We start from the raw sequence: 23,746 nt of genomic DNA on the forward strand, positions 1-23,746 counted from the left end.
TTATTAAATAATTATTAATATAGAACATCCAACCAGAGACCTAGGGGATTAAAATGAGATTTAAAACGGGAAACATATTGATTTTTTGTTTAATATGTGTGTTATTTCTTTCAATTTCATTTGTATCAGCCACGGATAATATAAATGAAAGCAAAGAAAATATAGGTGAATATTCATCAGATAATGCTCATATTACTATGAACACAGAAAATAAGGATAAGATTTTAATTAAGAACACGTCTTCACGTGTTAAAACTAGTAATGATAATTCGAAACATGTTTATGTGAATAATACTGGTAATTCCTCAAGTGATGGTAGTTTATCTTCTAATCCTACAACTTTAGTTAATGCTCTTAGAAATGTTGAAAATGAGGGCACTATAGTATTAATGGGAAGTTATGAGGATACTTATTACAATATTACGAGCAATATTGATACTTCCAGTATAACAAGTGGTGTTAAAGATTTTGCCATCACATCTTCTGAGGGAAGTAATGTTATTTTACGTTTTTATTCAGATAAATATTTGAATTTTAAGGGTGCATTTAACATTAAAATCAGTAATATTTCGTTTACTGGAAGTGTTGTGTCTTCACAACCTATTATTTATAACAATATTACTAGTTTAACATTAGATCATTGTTCCATTTACAATATTAACAATAGTTATCGTTGTGGTGCCATCTATAATAATAAGATTATTACTTTGAATAATTCATTGTTTATCAACAATTCTGCTTCCCGTCAGGGAGGAGTAATTTATTCAAGGAATGGTACTGTTAACATTATGAATAGTTGTTTTAAGGATAATCATGCATGTAATGGTGGAGTTTTGTCTTCAATGGATACTAAGATAAATTGTGTGAATTCTTCCTTCCATGATAATGATGCAGATTTTGGTGGCGTTTATTCTGTTCGTGACAATTCAGTGTTAAGTATTGATAATTCTTCGTTTTTGAATAATTCCGTGGAGTATAATGGTGGAGTTATTGATTCATGGTATTCCAGTATAAATGTTGATACGTCCATATTCAGGGGCAATCGTGCAGATTATGGTGGAATAGTTTATAGTGCTAATAATATTAAAACACGAGTTGTTAATTCATTATTGGAGGATAACCTTGCTTTATTGAATGCTAATACTGTGTATTCTTTCGGAGACAGTTTAACTGTTTATAATAATGTCATATTAGATTCAGGTAATTCAAGGTCCATATATTGTTATAATTCAAGTTATAATTTGAATAATAACTGGTGGGGAAGAAATAGTCCTGATTTTAGCACGTTAACTAATGTTTTTCCGGGCAATTGGAGGCTAATGACCCTAAGTAGTATTAATGATAACTCACCTTACACTATTAGAGTATCATTATCAAATTTAACTGATTCAAGTGTTACTGCTGAAAAATTATTCAATAGAACTGTTTATTTGAATAGTGATAATGGAAGTTTTGGATTAAACACTGCCAATATTACATCCAATGTTTCCAATACATATACAGGCAATCTTAGTGGAGTAAGTGTTCGTATTGATGATGAAGAATTAGGATTAGATGATAAGATTGTTCCTTTCATGCACATGAATGATGTTAATGTTAAAATAAATGATAATGTAACCTTTTTAATCAGATGTAACCCTAATATTAAGAGGATTCATATCAATGTTGATGACAAACTCATTACTAGTGTATCACCCGTTAATGGTATTGCAAGATATACCTATAAGTTTAATTCATCCTGGACTCCTGGAACATATAATGTTACTTATTCAGTGAGGGATGATACCATTTACCAGAACACCCTTAAAGTTTCACTGTTAAATCTTAGAAACAATTACAATACCAGTGTAACATTAGTTTCGGGTAGCAACAATAATTATACTTATGAAAACAGGAGTATTGGAACAAAATTTGAATTAACTAATACTTTACAATACCAGAGCAGTGTAAAGAACCAGAAAGATAGTGGTAGCTGCTGGGCTTTCAGTGCACTTGCTGCTTTAGAATCTTCATACAAGAAGGCGTATGGTGTGGAATATGATTTCTCAGAGAACAATATGAAAAACGTGCTGAAAAAATATTCAGTAATTGGTGATGTCAGTGGCTTCCCTGATGGTGGTAACAATTTGTTAGCACCAATATCATACCTTATTGGAGGGTATGGTCCTGTAGATGAGAATGATGATCCTTATGATGATTACAGTATAATGTCCCCTATAACAACAGGTAATCTTAAAGTGGAGGATGTTTATTTCATTTACAGAAACAGTTCAACAGGTAAGGACAATAAGAATCTTAAGGATGCAATTTTGAAGTATGGTGCAATATCTTCTATAATGTATAGTGATACTAGAGTAAGTGTTTATAATAATGATGAAATCTATCCTAATCATGGCATTGCAATAGTTGGATGGAATGATTTCTACAACAATTTTATTGGTTCAGACAAGCCGAAGGGAAGTGGTGCTTATATTATTAAGAACAGTTGGGGAACATCAATTGGTCAAGACGGTTACCAGTACGTATCCTATTATGATACCAGTCTTGGTGGAGTAAATTTAAATTTACCGGAGGCATTTAGTTACGCATTCCCAGTACTATCCTACGAAAATTACACTAACATATACCAGCATGACACAGTATCCACGAGAATTGAAACATTAACACCATCAGCTTGGATGAGAAATATTTACACTGCTACAAGAAATGAGAGCATAGCTGGTGTTGGAACATTCATATACAAGGATACAGATTATGAGGCATATATTTATGTAAATGACAGGTTCTGTTATTCACAGAAGGGAACTTTCACACAGGAAGGGTACCGGATAATTAAATTAGATAAGTATGTTCCAATCAGAGAAGGAGACATTTTCAGGGTAGATTTAAGATTAAAAGCTCGTGAGGGAGATTATACTTCAATCACTTTACAAGATACCAGTATTTATAAATCATTATCTAAGGAAAATCAGTCATTTACAAGTACTGATGGAGAAAACTGGGATGATGTGTACCAGAATAGTAACCATAAATATTCGGCAGTTTGCCTTAAAGTATACACTAAGGACACTCCAAGTATTGCTTCAACAATCAATCAGACAGAAGATTATACTATCAGTACAAACGTGGAAAATCTTAACACGCCGGGAATATTAACATACAAAATTGATGACGAATATTACACTGATGATAATGGAAACATTATACGGGTAAATGTTGATGAAAACGGATTATATAATATAAGCATAGCAAAGAGAAATATTGAAAAATATGAGTACAATATAACAGTAATACTTGAAACTCCTGATACTGTTATTACAGAAAATATTACCCTCATAAAACCTGTTACAATAAATATCAGTGCAGGGAATGTCACATGCTTTGTTGATGAAGAACAAAGAATTACTGCAACTGTTACAATCGAAGACAACATTTATAACAAGACATTGAATGAAGGATCATTACTGTTAATTGAAAAATCACGTATTAAACAAGCACCCCCAGTATGCAATGGAAGTGTAACATTCCTATTAAATGAATCTGCAGGAGTTTATAATTACATCCTCAGATACAGGGGTTCCCCTGCTTATAGTGGTGAAGATGTTAATGTTACATTAACTTTATTAAAGCATAATCTGACACTGGAAATTACTGAAATAGAGAATAAGAAGTATGATGAAAATGCTACAATAACCGGAAAAGTATATTATGAGGATAATATTACTCATACAATTAAAAATCTGAGACTATACATTAAAATTGATGGAAAAAGTTATATTGTTCAAACGGATAGAAATGGTCAATTCACACTATCACATCATGTTAATAAAACAGGTGTGAACCAATATTCTATAGAAGCATATTCTGGTAACACATACAATAACCTGAGATTCAATGATTCATTCATTACAATAAAACAGGACACAACATTAACCATTAGTACTACTAACACCTCTGAAAATGAAATTATCATCACGGGAAACTTAATGAATTTGCTTGGAAGAAATGTTCCAAATGAAACATTAAAATTATATGCTAACAATATGTTCATAGCTAACATTACAACAGACGAAAATGGAGAATACACTTATGCATACAAGACAGATACAATTGATGAAAACACGATTCAAGTAATATTTGATGGAAACACCAACTACAATCCAACTAGTAACACAACAACATTCACAATAAAACGGACACCTACTAAAATAACAATAAATGTAGAAAACACCAAATTCGGAGAAAACATAAGAATCACAGGAAGACTAAGCGATGAAGAAAACAATCCATTAGCCGACAAAGACATAACATTAACATTAAACGAAGAAGAAATTACAATACAAACAGGTACAAACGGAGAATACACATACACAAGAATAGCAGATAGGATGGGAACCAACAACATAACAGTAACATACAATGGAAACCTCAACTATGAAAATAGCTCAAATAAATCAACATTCACAGTAAACAAACAAGACACAATAATAACCGTAACACCAATTGATAACACAAAATACCATGAAACAATATTAATAACCGGAACATTAACAGACAAAAATAATATACCAATACCTGACGAAGAAATAACAATAACCCTAAACAACAATGAAACTGTTACCACAAGCAACAACAACGGACATTTCACATACCAACTAATCACAGACACCATAGGAACCAACAACATAACAATAACATACAATGGAAACACTTACTATATAAACAGCACAAACAACCTTGCTTTCACGGTAAACAGGCAAGACACCATATTAACAATAAACAACACCCCACAAACAAGATACTCAGAACAAGTAACAATTAAAGGAAAACTAGTCGACAAAAACAACAACCCACTAACAAACACAAACATAACAATCACAACAAACAAAGAAAATACAACAATACAAACCAACAACAACGGAGAATACACATACACCATAACAGCAGACAAGATAGGAACCAACAACATAACAATAACATACAACGGAAACAACAACTACAACCCAAGCAGCATAAACTCAACATTCACCACAGAAAAACTCAAAACACAAATAATCATAACACCAACAACAGCAACAAAATATAAAGAAGAAATAACAATAACAGGAACATTAACAGACGAAAACAACAAAGCAATCAAAGACACAATAACAATCACAATAAACGAAAACAAACACACAATAACAACACAGGAAAACGGAACATTCACAGAAAAAATAACAGCAAACACAACCGGAACCAACAACATAACAATAACCTACAATGGAAACACCTACTATAACAACACCACAAATAAATCAACATTCACAGTAAACAAACAAGACACCACACTAACAATAAACACTACCCCAACAATACAATATGATAAAAACATAACAATAACCGGAACATTAACCGACAAAAAAGGAGCTGCAATAGCCGACAAAACAATAAAAATAAACATTAACAATGAAACAATAACCCTAAAAACAGACAATACCGGAAAAATCCAATACACCCACACAGCAGATAAAAGTGGAGAAAACACAGTACATGCAACATTTGATGGAAACAACAACTACAACCCAAGCAGCAATACAGTGACATTCACAGTAAACAGGATACAAACAAACATAACACTAAACACGAAAGACACGAAAATCATGGAAAATACAACAATAACAGGCACATTAACTGATGAGGACAATAATGCACTACCAGGTAAAGTGCTTCTAATAAAAATAGGTGACTACACTACCAGTACACGTACCAATGAATATGGACAATATAACATATCAATCAAAACAAGCCATGCAGGAATAAATAATGTTACAATAACATTCGAAGGTGATGATAAGTATTTATTCACCGAAAAAGTGGGAACATTCACAGCATATAAGAAAAATACTGTCTTAATCATCATACACATAGGTACTGTGAAATATGGTGACACATTAACCATAACCGGTTCCTTAAAAGATGAAAACAACAATCCACTCACCAGTACAAACCTAACAATCAATAAGAACAATAAGATAACCCATATCAGCACGGACAAGACGGGCAAATTTACTTTCACAAGCACTGCCGACACGGTAGGAACCAATAACATAACAGTAACATACAATGGAAACACTTACTATATAAACAGCACCAACAACCTTGCTTTCACGGTAAACAGGCAAGACACCATATTAACAATAAACAACACCCCACAAACAAGATACTCAGAACAAGTAACAATTAAAGGAAAACTAGTCGACAAAAACAACAACCCAATAACAAACACAAACATAACAATCACAACAAACAAAGAAAATACAACAATACAAACCAACAACAACGGAGAATACACATACACCATAACAGCAGACAAGATAGGAACCAACAACATAACAATAACATACAACGGAAACAACAACTACAACCCAAGCAGCAATACAGTGACATTCACAGTAAACAGGATACAAACAAACATAACACTAAACACGAAAGACACGAAAATCATGGAAAATACAACAATAACCGGTACATTAACTGATGAGGACAATAATGCACTACCAGGTAAAGTGCTTCTAATAAAAATAGGTGACTACACTACCAGTACTGTTACCAATGAATATGGACAATATAACATATCAATCAAAACAAGCCATGCAGGAATAAATAATGTTACAATAACATTCGAAGGTGATGATAAGTATTTATTCACCGAAAAAGTGGGAACATTCACAGTATATAAGAAAAATACTGTCTTAAGCATCATACACATAGGTACTGTGAAATATGGTGACACATTAAGCATAACCGGTTCCTTAATAGATGAAGACAACAATCCGATCATCAGTACTGACCTAACAATCAATAAGAACAATAAGATAACCCATATCAGCACGGACAAGACGGGTAAATTTACTTTCACAAGCACTGCCGACACGGTAGGAACCAATAACATAACAGTAACATACAATGGAAACACCAACTACAACCCAAGCAGTAATACAGTGACATTCACAGTAAACAAATTAGACACAAAAATCACAATCAATACTAAAAATGTTAAATATGGAGAAACTGTCACAACCACGGGAAAACTAACCGATGAAAACAATAAAGCCCTAAGCAACACAGACATCACACTAACACTAAACAACAACAAGCACAACATAAAAACAAACAACAACGGAGAATACATATACACGAGCACTGCTGACACCACAGGAACCAACAGTATAACAGTAACTTATCCTGGAAACAATTTATACACGAGCTCTACAACAAGAACCACCATAAACATAAACAAACAAGACACCCTAATAACAATAAATAGTATACCGGCAACAAAATACACTGAAAATGTAACAATCACTGGAACACTCAAAGATAAAAACGGTAAAACACTACCAAACCAGAACATGGACATCTCAATTAATGATAAAACAGTCACAATAAAAACGGATGAAAACGGAGCATACTCCTACAAACACACAACAAACAAAGTAGGAACCAACAACCTGACAGTAACATTTGCTGGCAATAATAACTACAACAATGCCAATACACAGACAACATTCACAGTAAACAAACAAGACACCACTATCACATTAAACAATATAAAATCCACATATACAAGTAATGCAACGATCACTGGAAAACTCATAAGCAAGGATGGTACAGTATTAGCATACCAAAATATGAAACTTAACATAAATGGTAAATCAGTTAGCGTAAAAACTGATAGTAATGGTATATTCACCTATAAGTACCGGACAAACAAGGTAGGCACTAACAATATTACAGTAACATACTATGGAAACAGTAACTACCAGGGTACAACACTTAAGAAAACATTCACTGTAAGCAAACTAGACCTTAAAATAACCATAAACAAAATAATAACAAAAGCGTATGGTGAAAAAGTAACAATTAAGGGAACATTCAAAGACAAAAACGGTAAAATACTGGGAAACAGTAAATTAAAACTTAACATCAACGGTAAAACAGTGACGGTGAAAGTTAATAAGAACGGAATATTCACATACAAGCACACCACACGAAAAGTTGGCGTCAATAATCTTACAATAAGTCATGCAGGAAATAGAAACTATAATAAGATTACCAGGAAAACAACATTTAGGGTAATTAAACAAAGCCTGAAAATCACAGTAAACAGGACGAGCAATGTGGGTTATGGTTCCAAAGTTTACGTTAAAGGATTATTAACAGATAAAAACGGTAAAATAATAAAAAACACGGTGATAACCATAAATATTAATGGTAAAATTATCAGAGCTAAAACTAATAATAAGGGAACATATAATCATAGCTTAACTACCAGCAAATTAGGAACTAATAATATTAGTGTAAGTTATCCTGGAAACAAAAATTATAATAAGGTTACTAAGAAGGTTACTTTTAAGGTAGTGAAACAAAAGACCAGGTTAAGTATTGCTTCTGTTAAGCAGGTCTCTGGTATGAAGAAGGTTAAAGTTACTGGTAAATTTGTTACTGTTGATGGTAAGGCAATCCGTAATAGTAATGTTCTGGTAACGGTTAATAAGGTTAAGAAGTATGCGAAGACTGATAAGTATGGTGTGTATACCGTTACCGTGAATGCCGTGAAGGGTAAGAATAGTGTTCTTGTGAATTTCGGGGGCAATCGGTTCTATGAAAAAAATTCTGGTGTTAAAAAATCTGTGAAAATTGTTTAAATACAATTTTTCTTTGACCTCCCCTTTTTAATCTATTTTTTTTAATAATTTGGACTTTCCTAGTATATTTTTCATTTAATACTGATTATTTTTACAAATTAACTTGTTTATTTCTAATTTATCAACAAAGACCGTTAAAATTATATACATTAGTTGAAAGAATATAAATCATAATAGATAAGTTTACAACAGACAAACTTGTTCTATGTTAACAAATTACAAGCATAGGAGGTAGTGACAATTAGGAACAAAAAAGTGAAAATAGTATTAACAGTCATGACAATACTGTTTTTGTTTTTAATAATCAGTAATGTTTCCGCAACAAATGAAACCGTGACTCTAGAAAAAGACTCAACTAATGATAACATAGACACAGTAAGTTCACAATCAAATGATAAAAGCGTGAAAAAACAACTTATTGAAGAAAGAATAGTTAAAAAAGATAATGCAACCACTGAGAGCAACCTTCAACTAGAAGATCCAGACATTCGTTTAAGTGATTCAGAAATTCATCCAGGCGTGGAAAAAACATTTCTTGCACTGGTACCGGAAGATGCTAATGGAAGCAGTGTATTTAAAATAAACAGTAAGACAATTTCTCCACAATTACAAAATGATGCAGGAGTAGTAACATACACTTATATCATACCAAAAACATACAAATCAGAGGAATATACATTAAGCTTAGTGTTTTCAGGTGACGAGAAATATGCCGGAAAAACCGTGAATGCTACACTAACCTTAACTCCTGAGGGAGGAAGAGTTAATGCCAGCATGATCATGAACAATAGAAGCATTAAATATGCAAAGCCAAGCATGTTAACTGTTAAATTAAACAAGGATGCATTTGGTGTAATAATACTAAAAGCCAATGATACTAACATTTCAGCAATAAAATTTACAGATGGAGTTGCAAAATACAATTATACCACAAAACTTACTCCGGGAGTTTATACTTTAACAGCACATTATAATGGAAGTTACATGTACACTCCGACAACAGTAAATGCAACATTAACTATTAAGAAATTAAAATCAACATTAACATTAAATAATATTACATCAAAGGCAGGAAAGTTAACTTTATTTAAAGCTGTTGTTAAGAATGAATTAAATAAGTCAGTAAGTGACATGAATGTTACATTTAAGTTAAAAAATAAGGTGATAGGCTCAAATATTACAGACAACAGGGGAGTTGCAAGATTATATTACACGTTACCATCATCATTATACAATAAAACATACAATATTAGTGCAATAGGACTGGCAACAAACACAACATCTTGGTCAAAAAATACTGGTATACTTAAATTAACACAACTAAAAACAAGTGTTAAAGTTCCAAATATTTCAACCAAACCTTCAAAAACTGTGGTGATTTCGGCCACTGTACTTGACCAATTCAATAATTACGTGACAAAGGGTAATGTTACCTTCAAGAAAAGTGGAAAGACACTGGGTAGGGCAAAGGTTGTTAATGGTTTTGCAAAATTCACATACACCACCAACTATCGAACATCAAATAAGACAAATGTTTATGCTACTTATAAGGGTGATTGGAAGTATGCTTCTTCAACAGGAAAAGGAACATACCAGGTTACTAAGCTAAAAACTACTGTAAGTGCTAATGCTATTGATGCAAAGCCTAACTCTGTCATAACATTCACTGCAATAGTAAGAGATCAGAACCAGAACTATGCAACGGATGGTAGTGTGAAATTCTACCTGAATAGTAAACTGATGAAAACTGTTAAAGTTAAGAAGGGTATTGCAACGGCAAGGTATGCTTTAAAATCATATTCTGCTAAGAATTATAGGATAAAGGCAGTTTATAGTGGTTCAAAGATTTATAAGCCAAGTTCCAATACTAATACTATGACTGTGACAAGGTATGAAACTACTATTACTGGTAGTGAAATGTTTGCTATGGTGGGTTCAAAGTCAAAGATTACGCTCAGCGTAGTTGATGAGGAAAGATATAATGTGAATAAGGGCAGAATTAAGTATTATATTAACAATAAGTATATTGGAAGTGCTAAGGTAGTTAATGGTGTTTCAACTATCAGGTACACTGTTCCGAAGGAGTATGATGGTAAGATTGTGAAATATTATGCCAATTATGTTAAAAATGGAATTTATGATTCCAGTTCATATAGTGATAGTTTAACTGTTACTCATCAAAAGACTGTGTATGTTAGTCCAAATGGTAGTGACACGAACCTTGGAAGTAAAGCTAAGCCGTATAAGACTATTAAGTATGCTTTAAATCATATTTCATTATTTGGTACGATTAAGTTAGCTCCAGGTACTTATTCAACTTCTGGATTAAAACTTAACACGTCTGTGAATATTATTGGTAGTGGCAGGTATGTTACTTTTATTGATGGTAAGAATAGTGGTGTTCCAGTATTTAATATTACCAAGAAAAATGCAGTTCTCACGATGAGGGGAATAACCATAAGGAATGCTAGGAGTAAGCACCAATTTAGTGCACCTGCAATCGTAACATCAGGTAAATTAAACATCATAAATTCAAGATTTGCAAACAATACTGCTAGTGGAGCATTCTCTGGTGGGGCAATATATACTAATGGAATACTAAATGTTACAAACACGGAATTCAATAACAACAAGGTAACCAGCACCAACAGCCAGGGAGGAGCAATAAGATGCTACGACAACACAACCTACATAACCAACTGTAAATTCATAAATAACAAAGTTACAGGTAAAAACTCAACCGGAGCATCAGCAATATACTCCGATTCATGTGACATAATCATCAACCAGACAACATTCACCCAGAACATAGCAAAAGGAAAATACATAACAGGAGGAGTAATCCGTAGCATAGCCAGCGCAATTGTAATAGAAAACACTAAATTCACAGGCAACAAGGTCACTGCAACAGACTATGCAATAGGAGGTATCATAGGATCATTAAACAGTGGAATATCCATGATAAAAACAACAATAACCTCAAACAATATACAAGCAACAAACACTGCCGGAGGAAGCGCAGTATACATTGAAACTGCTGCAATGGACATTAAGAATTCAAGAATATCATCAAATACTGTGAGTGCAAAGAACACTTATGGTGGAGCAATATACACATACAAGGCAAATATCAACATCAACGACTCACAAATCAACAATAACAAGTTAACAGACACTGATAATGCGTATGGTGGAGCATTATATGCTTATGATGGACAGATTAATATAACAAAAACAAAATTCAACAGTAACACTATTAAAGCTAAGAAACTGGCATTGGCCGGAGCAGTATACACATACTCAAGGATAGTGATTAAAAACTCAGAGTTTGCTAAAAACTATGTGAATGCAAGTAATCTTGGTGGAGGAGCAATAGCTAACATGGGCCAGTTAACAGTTACCCATTCAAACTTTATCAACAACACAGCATATCATGCTGGTGATGCGATAACTGCAACAAATACTTCAAAAAACAGTGTTGAAAACAATTATTGGGGTTCAAGTAAGCCAACATGGAGTAATCTTTTATACAGTGTACGTAAGCCAAAAGCATACTCTAAGACCAGAATAAAATAATTAGGATTAACTAGTGTTAATTCTAACACTTAATTCTCTTTTTTTAATATTTTTAATGTTTTACTAGAACATAATTCTATTATAAGAATTATCTTTAGGCAAAAATTATTATATTTTATAAAATAAAAAGTATTCTATATATAGAAAATTTAGAAACAATAAAATAATAATAGAATTAAATTTAATAATATTTTTTTTTAATAAGGATAAGGAGTGATAAAATATGGGATGGGATGATGCACCAGCTCATGTATGCAGAGGAGGAGATGCTAGAGGACTTGCATTCTGTTGTCCACCAGTAAAACCATGCCCTGTTCATACAAAAATAGCAGAAATAGGACTTAGTCCACAAGAGTTCGTGAACATTAAAGAAGAATTTGGTAAAAAAACAAAACTTGGAGTAGGTGCTGCAACATGCTTTGGTTCCCTGATCTGGTGTTGTAAAGCTTCAAAACCATGCCCACTCAGAGACATGGAACTTCAGGCCAATGGAATTTCACATGATGAATACATGACCCTGAAAAAAGAGTTAGCAGAGGAAATACTTAAACATTCAAATGTTAACACCAACTCATACACTGATGAGGACATTAATAGTCTTGCAGAAACATTCAACATATCCTTTGATGAAGCAAGACAGGCACTTGATGATGCAGATAATGATTTGAAAACTGCTATCAAGAATTTAAGACTTAAAAGTTTATAGTTAAACTTTTAATAATTAACTTTTTTTTATTATTTAATTTTTTTGAGAGTATGTTACTATGGGACTTACTTCCTTATTTTTTGAAATGAAAAACAAGCATGTTTTGATAATAGGTACTGGTAGTGTGGGTATTCGTAGGAGCAAACGCTTCCTGGAAAGTGATGCGAGAGTTTCCATAATTACACATGATATTGATTCAAGTGTTAAAGAGGAACTTGAATCCTTAGGGGCTACTTTTTATCCTGATGAGTGTCGGGACAGGTTACTTAGTGAATGTGACCTTGTTGTTGTTGCAACAGATAATCTGGAGTTGAATGAGGAGATTGCTCTGAAGGCTAAGGATAAGCTGGTTAATTGTGCTAGTGATACTAGTTTAAGCAATGTTATTGTTCCTTCCACGTTCATGCTGGGTAATGTGACAGTATCATTATATACTGGTAATAAAAGCCCTCTTATGGCTAAGGAATTGCGTAAAAAGATTCAGAGCGTTATTACTCCTAGGGATATTTTAAATATTGAGTTACAGGAACGTGTTAGAGAACTTCTTAAGAATAATATTGATTCTCAGTCAGAAAGAAAAGAGTTTATGATTAAAATAAAAGAGGATTCTGTTGTTCAAGGATATATTGATGATGAAGATTTAGATTCTGCTGTATGTTATGTTAAAGAAAAGTTATTATTAAGTTAATTATAGTTGAATAGAGACCATATAATGTTTAAGTAGTATAAACTTAAAATATAATAAAAAGAACAATACTTTATTGAAATAATAAAAGGAAATACCATTTTTTAGGAGAATGAACTGATGCTAGTTAACATAAGAATAGATTTCAAAATAGCTGATGTAGGGTCAATGGAAAACTCATATGCGAAGCTTGATGCTTTAAATGAAAAGATACATAATAATACTAAAGTTTTAGAAGAAGTTACCCTGAAAACGTGCAATCGTTATGAAATATACTTAATTTTAGATGAAAATATTAACATTCCAACCACAACATTCATAGTTGAAAAGGATGATAATGCAATTAATCATTTGTTACGTTTAGCATCAGGTCTTGAGTCCATGATTATGGGTGAAGATCAGATCCTTGGACAAATTAAGAATGCTCGTAAAAAAGCTATTAAGGAAGAGACTATTGGTCCTAAGCTTGAAAAGGTGTTTACTAAGGCTATTCATGTCGGACAGTCAATTCGTAAGAACACTCATATTAATGAGGGTGGAGTGTCTGTTGGTAGTGGTGCTGTAGAACTTATTGAACAGAAGTATGGTAGTGTTGATGATAAGAATGTTCTTATTGTTGGTGCCGGTGAAATGGGTACTATTGTTTCCAAGGCTTTGCTTAATAAGAATACTAATGCTATTGTGGTGGCTAACAGGACTTTTGATAAGGCTCAGCAATTAGCTGGTGAGCTTGATGGTATTGCTATTCGTTTTAAGGATATGGATGCTACTCTGGACAAGATTGATATTTTAATCAGTGCTACTGGTGCTCCTCATAGCTTAATTAATAAGGATAGGTTATCATTTTTACCTGAGGAACACTTGAAAAACATGATTATGTTGGATCTTGCTAATCCTCGTGATATTACTGAGGATGTTAAGGAGTTGGGTGTTCAGTTGTATAATCTTGATGATCTCAGATATGTTCAGGATAAGAATGTTGAAAAACGTGTGAAGGAAGCTGAGAAGGCTGAGAAGATTATTGCTGATGAAACTGTTCTTTTGAAGGATGCTCTTAAGCAGATGGAAATTACTCCTATTTTATCTTCCCTTAATGTTGAGGCGGAGAAGGTTCGTAGTAATGAGTTAAAGAAAACATTGCATATGCTTGACTTGGATGAGGGTGATGCTAAGAAGTTGGAATTGTTAACCCATAGTATTGTTGATAAGATGTTGTTTAAGATTATTAAGAATTTGAAGTTAGCTGTCAGTAATGATGATGATGAAACTATTAAGGTTGCACGTAAGGTTTTGATTGATTATAATGAGGAGTAAATATTTCCACCCCAACAACTATTTTTAAATTAAAAAAAACCAAGTAGTATTCAGGTAGTTGTTACTATAACTACTAATTTAATCTAAGTTATTTTTAAAAACAAGTATTTATCAGATAATTTTCTATTTTTAATTAATATTAATGTAGATGTACTGTAACTTTTTTATCAAAATACTGTTTACAAATAGGAACACGAAAATAAATTAACTACCCCCAGCATTGAATTATTCAATTCACAAATATTAATGTAGAAAATTATTGACTATTGACTGTTAAAACAGTAAAACCTTTAAAAGATTAGCTTAATTTCTCATAACTTAAAGAATACAGTTTAATCTATATTATTGATAAAATTTTTAGTATATGGACATGCTACCAAACATTTCCCACATACAGTATCTGCTTTCCCAAGATTTTTCTCAGACACCCTTAATGCATATTCTTCACATTTTTTATCATTAAAGAATTCATCACGATATATTTTATAGTTCCATTCCTTACCACTTATTGCTCCCCCTAGACAAGCTTCCTTACATATAATACATGACCCACATTTTGATTCTAAAATTGGTGTTCCATAATCCAGTGGTGCATCAGTTAGAACTGATGACAATCTTAATGCAGATCCATGATCATACGTTGTTAATAATGCTGATTTGCCTATCCATCCAAGCCCCGCTTTTGTTGCAACTGTTTTATGCGGCAGTTCAAATGAATTATTTTCTCCAAAATCATGACCTAAACGTTTTTTGGTTTGAGCATATGCATTATATCCTTTTTTTATTAGAAATTTTTCACATAACATTCCAAGATTGTCTAATTTGGAGTTCATTTCAACTAATTCCATAACGTATTCCATTGTTGGAGCATTAGTCATTCTTCTAATAATGTCCTTAGGATATGTTATGTAGAATATTATACCGGAATTATATCCTTCAATTATTGTAACATCACTAATATCTGCAAATCCGACCCGGTCTGCACCATGTTTTAATAATAGTTTCCTTAATTCTCCTGATAAAGACATGAAGTAATATTTATTTATGAAATTATATTAACATTTTTAAATTATTACCATAATTGTCCGATTGATGAGATTAGTAATAATTTTTTTTTGAAAAAATAGATTTGATAACGGCGTTGAAAAGTAAGAATAAGATAATTTGTTATCTTATTCTTTTGCAGCTAAAACTATGTCTTCTGCTTTAATAGTTTTACGACCAGCATGTTTTGCAAATTGGTATGCACGAATTGCTAGGCTTTCTCCTACTTCTTCAAGTGCACCGGCTAGTTCTACTGCTGCTTCATCACTTACTCTTGCTGCACCAGAATTTTTTAAAATTCTTTTGATAGGTGCGATTGGTAATTCTGTCATAAATATCATTATCTCCTTAATTTAATTAATTATAATGTTTGATAGTCTCAATATATAAATGTATCTTAAAATGATAGGAATATTCCAATAATTTTGTTTTTTATTGTCTGTTTTTGAGAAGATTAATTATCTACTTCCATCTAGAAGATATATCCTTAAAAATATATAAAAAAAATATTAATCATAACTAATATTAACACTAACAAATATAATTTAAAATATAAACAATACAATCAATAAGGAGGAAATCATGATGTATAATAAGATATTATTACCTACAGATGGTTCTAAAAATTCTGAAAAAGCAATAAAACATGCACTAACAATAGCAGAATACGAAGATGCAGAAATCATTATTCTTAATGTAGTTGACAGTGTTTACTTAACAGGATTACCAGAAGAAGATTTAATCACAAAATCAGAGATGATCCTTGAAGAGGAAAGTAAAAAAGTTACTTCAAGAGTTGAAGAAATAATCCATGAACTCGAAGAAGAAAAAGGATCAAATGCAAAAGATATTAAATTAAGTACAAGAACAGTTGAAGGTAATGCTGCTGATGTAATACTTAAATTATCTGAAAAAGAAGATATAGATTTAATTGTTATTGCAAGTAGTGGTAAACACATGCTTGACAGATTCCTTCTAGGTAGTGTAACTGAAAAAACAGTCAGACACACAAAAGTTCCAATTCTTGTTATTCCAAATAAGGAATAACTACCTTATTTTTAATTTTTTAAAGCAAAACCACATTTAAATAGGAAAAAAAATATGAATAAAAAACTTATAACTTATACTATTATAACTTATTACTAATACAATTATAACTTATAAATAAACAAAGTATAACAAATAACTTACACACTTATAACAAAACAAGAAAAAAATAAAAACCACAACAAACAAATATAAACACATTATAAATCCTTAAAAAATAGAAAATGTTAAAGAAAAAACAACAAAAGGAGGAAAAAAACTTTGGCATACGAAGGATACCTCAAAGATTTTCTGGAAACATCCAACATAACCGTAGGAGACACAATAAAAGTAACAAAACCAGGAATAACCCACAAAGGAATGTTACTCGAAAAACCAGATTACTCAAATGAGAACACAATAATACTAAAACTAAATAGCGGATACAACATAGGAATAGACATCAAAAACGCAAAAATAGAAAAAATCAGCACAGGAGAAAAACCAAAAATAGAACTAGACCCTGTAGACAAAGAAATAAGCCCCAACAAACAAAACCTATCCATCCTATCCACAGGAGGAACAGTAGCAAGCGTAATCGACTACAAAACCGGAGCAGTACACCCAGCATTCACCGCAGACGACCTGCTAAGAGCAACCCCCGAACTAGTAGACCATGCAAACATAGAAGCAAAAGCAATATTCAACATACTAAGCGAAAACATGACCCCCCAATACTGGAAAGAAACAGCAGAAGCAATATACAACGAAATAAACAACGGAGCAGACGGAATAATAATAGCACACGGAACAGACACAATGCACTACACAGCATCAGCACTAAGCTTCATGATAGACACCCCAGTACCAATAGTACTCACAGGAGCACAAAGAAGCTCAGACAGACCATCAAGCGACGCATTCACAAACCTAATGGCATCAGTAACAGCAGCAAAATCAGACATAGCAGAAGTAACAATATGTATGCACGCAACAGAAGACGACCCACACTGTGACCTACACAGAGGAACACGAGCAAGAAAAATGCACACATCCAGACGAGACACATTCAACAGCATAAACATGAACCCACTAGCAAAAATAGAAAACAACAAAATAACAATAAACGACAAAGAAATAAAATACACAAAAAGAAACGAAACAGAACTAAACCTAAACAATAACCTAGCAGACAAAGTAGCATTAATAAAAATGTATCCTGGAATAAACCCAGAAATCATAGACCTATACGTTGACAAAGGATACGATGGAATAGTAATAGAAGGAACAGGACTAGGCCACTGCAGTGACGACGTAATTGATAAAATATCAAGAGCAACAAACGAAAACATACCAGTAGTAATGACATCACAATGCCTCTACGGAAGAACCAACATGAACGTATACAGTAGTGGAAGAAGATTACTACACGAAAATGTCATACCAGTAAGTGACATGCTACCCGAAACAGCATACACCAAACTATTATGGGCAGCAGGCCAAACCGACAACATAACCGAAATACGCAACATAATGCAAAAAAATCTTAAAGGGGAACTAAGTACAACAATATCCCAGAATTATTTTATAAAAAACTAGAAGGAATGAAAATATGCCAGAAGATAAATTTGATTATAAAAAACTAGGATTAATGATGGGATTAGAAATACACCAACAATTAGACAGTCAAACAAAACTATTCTGCAGATGCCCAAATTCTTTAACAGACAAACAACCAGAACGAAAAATATACCGCCGATTAAGACCAACACAGAGTGAACTAGGAGAAATAGACAGAGCAGCATACGAAGAATCACAAAGAAACCTACAATTCGTATACGAAGCATACAACCACCACACATGCCTAGTGGAAGCAGATGAAGAACCACCAGCAAAACTAAACCAAGAAGCAGTAGACATATCAATCATACTTGCAAGCCTAATGAACATGAAAGTAGTGGATGAATTCCACACAATGCGTAAACAAGTAATTGATGGAAGTAACACCAGCGGATTCCAAAGAACAGGTATCCTCGCAACCGACGGATACGTTGAAACAGAATTCGGTAACGTAACCATAGAAACACTAGGATTAGAAGAAGATGCAGCACGTCGTATAGGAGAAGAAGAAGGAAAAATAGTATTCAGACTAGACAGACTAGGAATACCTTTAGCAGAAATTACAACATCACCCGATATGCACCACCCAGAACAAGTAAAACAAGTAGCATACCAGTTAGGACAAATACTAAGAAGTACTCGTGTAAAAAGAGGACTTGGTACCATAAGACAAGACCTTAACATCTCAATCAGAGAAGGTGCAAGAATAGAAGTAAAAGGAGTGCAAGACCTTGAACTAATGCCTACAATAGTAGAAAATGAGGTTCAAAGACAACTAAACCTAATCGACATAGCAAACACACTAAAAGAAAGAAATGCCGAAGTTGAAACAAAAATATATGATGTAACAGAAGTATTTGAAAACACAGAGTCAAAGGTTGTTAAATCAATACTCGCAGAAGACAACAGTAAAGTATTAGCAATAAGGCTCAGACACTTTGATGGACTTATAGGCAGAGAAGTACAGCCAGGCAAAAGACTTGGAACAGAATTCAGTGAACACGGAAAGAAAATGGGTGTTTCAGGATTATTCCATACAGATGAATTACCAAATTATGGTATAACCCAAGAAGAAGTAGATAAAGTAAAATCCGAACTTGACGTAACCGGAGATGATGCATTCATACTAGTTGCAGGTCCGGAAGAAAAAGCATACAATGCATTACAGGAAGTTATTAAACGAGCAAAACAATCACTGGAAGGTGTTCCTGAGGAAACCAGACGTGCACAGGATAATGGTAATACTGAGTACATGAGACCATTACCAACTGCCAGCAGAATGTATGTTGAAACGGATATTCCAACAGAAGTAATAGACCCTGAAAGAGTAAAACGTATCGCCTCAGATCTTCCAGAACTACCAGTAGTTAAAAAGGAACGTATACAAAAAGAGTATTCTTTAAGTGAAGAGTTAGCAGAACAATTAGTTCAACGTAACAATGCAGATTTATTCGAAGAAATTAAAGCAGAACTCCCAAGTATGGATGCTACCAAGATTGCATCAGATATCGTGTCCACCATCCGTGATTTGAAACGTGACGGACAGGACGTATCATTATTAAATAAGGATGTTCTTGTAGAAATTTTTGCTCTTGTAAATGATGATGTGATTCCTGCTGCTAAGACAGAAGTCATATTCAAAGACGCATGTAATGGAATTAGCCCAGAAGAATCAGTTAAAAAGAATAATTTGGAAAAATTGTCTGATGAAACAATTAGTGCTGGAATTAATGAGATTGTAGAAGAAAACAAGTCTATGATTGTAGAACGTAAGATGGGTGCTATGGGCCCACTTATGGGTAAAGCTATGGCTAAGTTCCAGGGAAAAGCTGACGGTAAGACTGTGAGCAAATTGTTAACCCAGGAAATTCAGAAAATTATAAATTCCTAAAAAAAATAGTTTTTGATGTGTTTATATTTATTCACATCTTTTTTTAATTTCTTTTTTTAGTTCATCCCAGAATACTATTTCCTCACCACAACCAGAGATAAATATTGAATCATATTCTGAATTATTTATAATTTCTATTATTTTGTTTATTCTCTGCTGGAAGTCAAATTCTATAGGAACATATGTTGCATCATAATCATCCTTTAACTGATTATAATATTCCTCAGCTGCATCTAATGATGTTCTACCCGGCATAACAATTAAATTATCAGGATTTAATGCTTTAATTGATTCTGCATGATCTTCAAATATTTCTTCCTCATTAGCATCGGGTGTTGTATATATGAATTGTAAGTTTTCTTGGATAAAATCTTTCATGAATAATGAATTAATTTTTAATGCATCACCATTATCTCCCTGTCCTACTCCTATTACCTTGTTTCCAATATTCCATATTTCAAAACGTCCCGGTGGTACTATGAATTCATAGTTTTCAAAGAATTCCTGTAAACTTTGTTGAATGTTTTCACTTGATGAGAAAACTGAGTATGTGGTTATTGCAGTTAAGCAATTGTATATGTTATGCAATCCTATTAATGGCAATTCTAGTTTTAAAGTGTATTGAATGTTTTTTCCCTGGATATAATTGTATACATCTGCATTTATTGTTAATTTACAATTATTATTGTCTTTAATGTATTCTGTTAATTTAACGTTTAGTTCTGGTTTGCTGAATCCGCAGTCACATGAATAAATTCCTCTATGATTAAAGTAACGTTTTTCATATTTGAGTTTGTTTCCACATTTTGGACATTTGGTTTCCTTTTCTTCGAATATGTCTTCATAATTTTTTAAGTCTAGACCATAGTACATTACTTTATTATCTGATTCCTTGTTTTTTCCTATGAATGTTGTGTATGGATCGTCCCCATTTGTTATTATAACACCATTTTTCATTGACTGTGATAGTAACGTTTTTGCTTTAACATAATTTTCGAATGGGTTTTTAACTCCTGCCACTTGTGTGTGTTCCCTTGATATATTAGTATATGCTACTCCTATTGGTTGGATTGTGTTACAGATTAAGTCTGGAGTTCCATGCTCGATATCTCTTATACCATATTCGAAAACTCCAAATTCTGATTTTTGTTTTAGTAGAGCTGTTGCTAATGAGTATATTGTGTTGTTACCTACACTTGATGATAGGTTATAGTCTTTTGAGAAGAGTTTTATTAGCATTGTTGTGGTGGTTGTTTTACCGTTTGTTCCCGTGACAAGTATTGACCCCCTTTGGATTTGTTTAGAAGCCAAATCTTCTAATCCTTCTTTGCCCGTGACTTTCAGGTATACTAATCCTGGGAAGCTTTGTCCTCCGGTTGGAAGAATTTTCAGAAAGTATGTGGACAAGTTTGCCATATTTTTTGCAATAGCATATTTTATCTTATTAACCATTATTAAACCCCTATACACCTTAATTAAATTATCCTGATAATTTAAATGTTAAAAATAATTTTTTTTTAATGATTATTTTTTTATAAAAAGAACATATCACATTTATAGTATGTTATTATATAGTTTTATTATTATTTAAACTATTATTATTTCAGGGTACCAGATTCGGATAATAATTATTCATATTTAAATAGATATAATATTAATATAGAATTATTGAGAGTACTTGACAAAATTATTTTTGATAGAAAAAAAGTATTACTCCCTTTGGGATAATCCTTTTATATCTTATAAAAATAATGATTGTCTTTGCAAAATCAAACTAACAATTATTACAAAATAATTATGATATAATCATAATTTTTTTTGTAAAATGTTTAAATGGGTTTAATTTTACTTGGAGCGTACTGGACCCACTTATACAGTCGTTCAAAATTGAATTTCTGCTTACATTTACGTATAATATTGGCAGCAGCATTTACATCGGCATTGATAAGTTTTCCTTCACTTGTTTTGTATAGTCCTCTTTTTATTCTTGTTCCTTTGAATTCATAAGATTTGTTATTGTTTGGCCGGTATGTTGGTAGTATGTCGTTGTCTAGGAAGCTGCTTTTGCTGGTGTAGGATTCTTCTTGGATTATTAGTGTTATGTCGTGTATTTTGCATTTGTTTTCTAGTTTTTCTTTGAATTTTTTGAATGCCATATGTGCGAATATTTGATTTTGAGGTGGTCTCATATTGCTTTGGTTTTGAAAATCCTTGTTATATCCGAGAACTATTGTACCAATATCCTGTTTTTCACATATACTTAGTATAAACCGGGTGACGTGATTTAAATAGTTGTTTTGTATTTGTTTAAACTTGGTGTTTATCTTTGTTATTCTTTTGGATTTTTTTAGACCTTGTTTATTTAATATTGATTGGTAATGTGCTATTTTTTTGTTTTTGAAGGCTATTTGATTTTTTAGAAATCTCCCGTCCACAATAAATGGAGTCCCTTCCGTTGTAACCAGTGTTGCAAAATTATTAACACCCAGATCAATACCCATAACATTATCTTTATCCAAACCGAGTGGTTCTTTTTCTATTTGATAAGTAAAGTTTGCCTTAAACATTTTACCATCGTCTATTGGTATTATTTCCACCTGAATAATCTTTTTATCACGTATATCCTCTGGAATTTTAATCCTAGGCCTATACTTCACATCATCTAATTCTTTCTTATATTTCCTACTAAGAGGTAATTCAATAAAACCCTCCGCAAGTTTCTTTTTAGAAGAGGTTATAGACTCTTTCGGTATAATAATATTATGTAAACGATTGTCATGCTTTTTAGGACTATTAACCTCCCGATCAAATTCATTATCAATTTTTTTATTCAATAATACAACATACCCATTAAAAGAACCCACATGCTTTTTAATAGTCGCATTTGCCAAATGAGCTTGAATAAAAGAATAAACATCACCATATTTAGATTTAACTTTATTAATAATGGTTTTATAATTTATTTTTTTATAATGTTTTTCATCACTTTTTTTGATTAAATGGGTTGTTTCTACAGCATAATTTCTTAAATCATTAAGTTTAGATGAAATATCCACTAAAACATTAAACTGCTCCTTAGAAAGCCCACGAACCAGAATACTCTTAGTCAAATACAAATTATCATCAACACACATAACAAATAACTAAAAAAAAAATTCACCCCAATTTCAACTTTTATAAAAAAATCATAAAAG

12 protein-coding genes are annotated in these 23,746 nt (G+C 32.4%); 8 read left to right on the forward strand and 4 right to left on the reverse strand.

The window, feature by feature from the left end:
• Positions 1-53 precede the first annotated feature (53 nt).
• From PXD04_RS21730 to hemA, 5 genes are all read left to right on the forward strand, one after another.
• On the forward strand, positions 54-8,690 hold the full coding sequence (locus PXD04_RS21730; protein ID WP_323736891.1) for an Ig-like domain repeat protein: 8,637 nt from the start codon (positions 54-56) through the stop codon (positions 8,688-8,690).
• Between the two features lie 255 nt (positions 8,691-8,945).
• A complete protein-coding gene (locus tag PXD04_RS21735; protein ID WP_323736892.1) occupies positions 8,946-12,266 on the forward strand; it encodes an Ig-like domain repeat protein in 3,321 nt (1,106 codons plus the stop codon).
• A 223-nt stretch (positions 12,267-12,489) separates the two neighbouring features.
• The gene (locus PXD04_RS21740; RefSeq protein WP_323736893.1) at positions 12,490-12,972 is read left to right on the forward strand and encodes a methanogenesis marker 9 domain-containing protein; all 483 of its coding nucleotides are present in this window, start codon (positions 12,490-12,492) and stop codon (positions 12,970-12,972) included.
• A 58-nt stretch (positions 12,973-13,030) separates the two neighbouring features.
• Positions 13,031-13,660 carry a bifunctional precorrin-2 dehydrogenase/sirohydrochlorin ferrochelatase gene (locus tag PXD04_RS21745; RefSeq protein WP_323736894.1) on the forward strand — a complete coding sequence of 210 codons (630 nt, stop codon included), beginning with the start codon at positions 13,031-13,033 and terminating at the stop codon, positions 13,658-13,660.
• Positions 13,661-13,777: 117 nt separating this feature from the next.
• On the forward strand, positions 13,778-14,971 hold the full coding sequence (gene hemA, locus PXD04_RS21750; RefSeq protein ID WP_323736895.1) for a glutamyl-tRNA reductase: 1,194 nt from the start codon (positions 13,778-13,780) through the stop codon (positions 14,969-14,971).
• 332 nt (positions 14,972-15,303) lie between these two features.
• Here hemA and PXD04_RS21755 read toward each other — a convergent pair whose 3' ends face one another.
• Together PXD04_RS21755 and PXD04_RS21760 are read right to left on the reverse strand one after the other, a co-directional pair.
• Positions 15,304-15,999, reverse strand: coding sequence for a 4Fe-4S double cluster binding domain-containing protein (locus PXD04_RS21755; RefSeq protein WP_323736896.1), 696 nt, complete (start codon positions 15,997-15,999; stop codon positions 15,304-15,306).
• 144 nt (positions 16,000-16,143) lie between these two features.
• Complete coding sequence (locus PXD04_RS21760; RefSeq protein ID WP_323736897.1) at positions 16,144-16,347, reverse strand: histone family protein; 204 nt, start codon at positions 16,345-16,347, stop codon at positions 16,144-16,146.
• Between the two features lie 250 nt (positions 16,348-16,597).
• On the opposite strand from PXD04_RS21760, the gene PXD04_RS21765 reads away from it, so the two are divergent.
• The 3 genes from PXD04_RS21765 (at position 16,598) to gatE (ending at position 20,552) form a co-directional block, all read left to right on the forward strand.
• Positions 16,598-17,062, forward strand: coding sequence for a universal stress protein (locus PXD04_RS21765; protein WP_323736898.1), 465 nt, complete (start codon positions 16,598-16,600; stop codon positions 17,060-17,062).
• Between the two features lie 261 nt (positions 17,063-17,323).
• Positions 17,324-18,640, forward strand: a complete 1,317-nt coding sequence (gatD, locus tag PXD04_RS21770; RefSeq protein ID WP_323736899.1) for a Glu-tRNA(Gln) amidotransferase subunit GatD — start codon at positions 17,324-17,326, stop codon at positions 18,638-18,640.
• A 13-nt stretch (positions 18,641-18,653) separates the two neighbouring features.
• Positions 18,654-20,552 carry a Glu-tRNA(Gln) amidotransferase subunit GatE gene (gatE, locus tag PXD04_RS21775; protein WP_323736900.1) on the forward strand — a complete coding sequence of 633 codons (1,899 nt, stop codon included), beginning with the start codon at positions 18,654-18,656 and terminating at the stop codon, positions 20,550-20,552.
• A gap of 27 nt (positions 20,553-20,579) precedes the next feature.
• Here gatE and PXD04_RS21780 read toward each other — a convergent pair whose 3' ends face one another.
• A complete protein-coding gene (locus tag PXD04_RS21780; protein ID WP_323736901.1) occupies positions 20,580-22,004 on the reverse strand; it encodes a Mur ligase family protein in 1,425 nt (474 codons plus the stop codon).
• Positions 22,005-22,381: 377 nt separating this feature from the next.
• A complete protein-coding gene (locus PXD04_RS21785; RefSeq protein WP_323736902.1) occupies positions 22,382-23,662 on the reverse strand; it encodes a transposase in 1,281 nt (426 codons plus the stop codon).
• Positions 23,663-23,746: the final 84 nt, after the last annotated feature.

Source organism: Methanosphaera sp. ISO3-F5 (assembly GCF_034480035.2).
Taxonomy (GTDB): domain Archaea; phylum Methanobacteriota; class Methanobacteria; order Methanobacteriales; family Methanobacteriaceae; genus Methanosphaera.

Coding starts and splice junctions, on each gene's coding strand:
- PXD04_RS21730 (WP_323736891.1), top strand. CDS start 54: ATGAGATTTAAAACGGGAAACATATTGATTTTTTGTTTAATATGTGTG.
- PXD04_RS21740 (WP_323736893.1), top strand. CDS start 12,490: ATGGGATGGGATGATGCACCAGCTCATGTATGCAGAGGAGGAGATGCT.
- PXD04_RS21745 (WP_323736894.1), top strand. CDS start 13,031: ATGGGACTTACTTCCTTATTTTTTGAAATGAAAAACAAGCATGTTTTG.
- hemA (WP_323736895.1), top strand. CDS start 13,778: ATGCTAGTTAACATAAGAATAGATTTCAAAATAGCTGATGTAGGGTCA.
- PXD04_RS21755 (WP_323736896.1), bottom strand. CDS start 15,999: ATGTCTTTATCAGGAGAATTAAGGAAACTATTATTAAAACATGGTGCA.
- PXD04_RS21760 (WP_323736897.1), bottom strand. CDS start 16,347: ATGACAGAATTACCAATCGCACCTATCAAAAGAATTTTAAAAAATTCT.
- PXD04_RS21765 (WP_323736898.1), top strand. CDS start 16,598: ATGATGTATAATAAGATATTATTACCTACAGATGGTTCTAAAAATTCT.
- gatE (WP_323736900.1), top strand. CDS start 18,654: ATGCCAGAAGATAAATTTGATTATAAAAAACTAGGATTAATGATGGGA.
- PXD04_RS21780 (WP_323736901.1), bottom strand. CDS start 22,004: ATGGTTAATAAGATAAAATATGCTATTGCAAAAAATATGGCAAACTTG.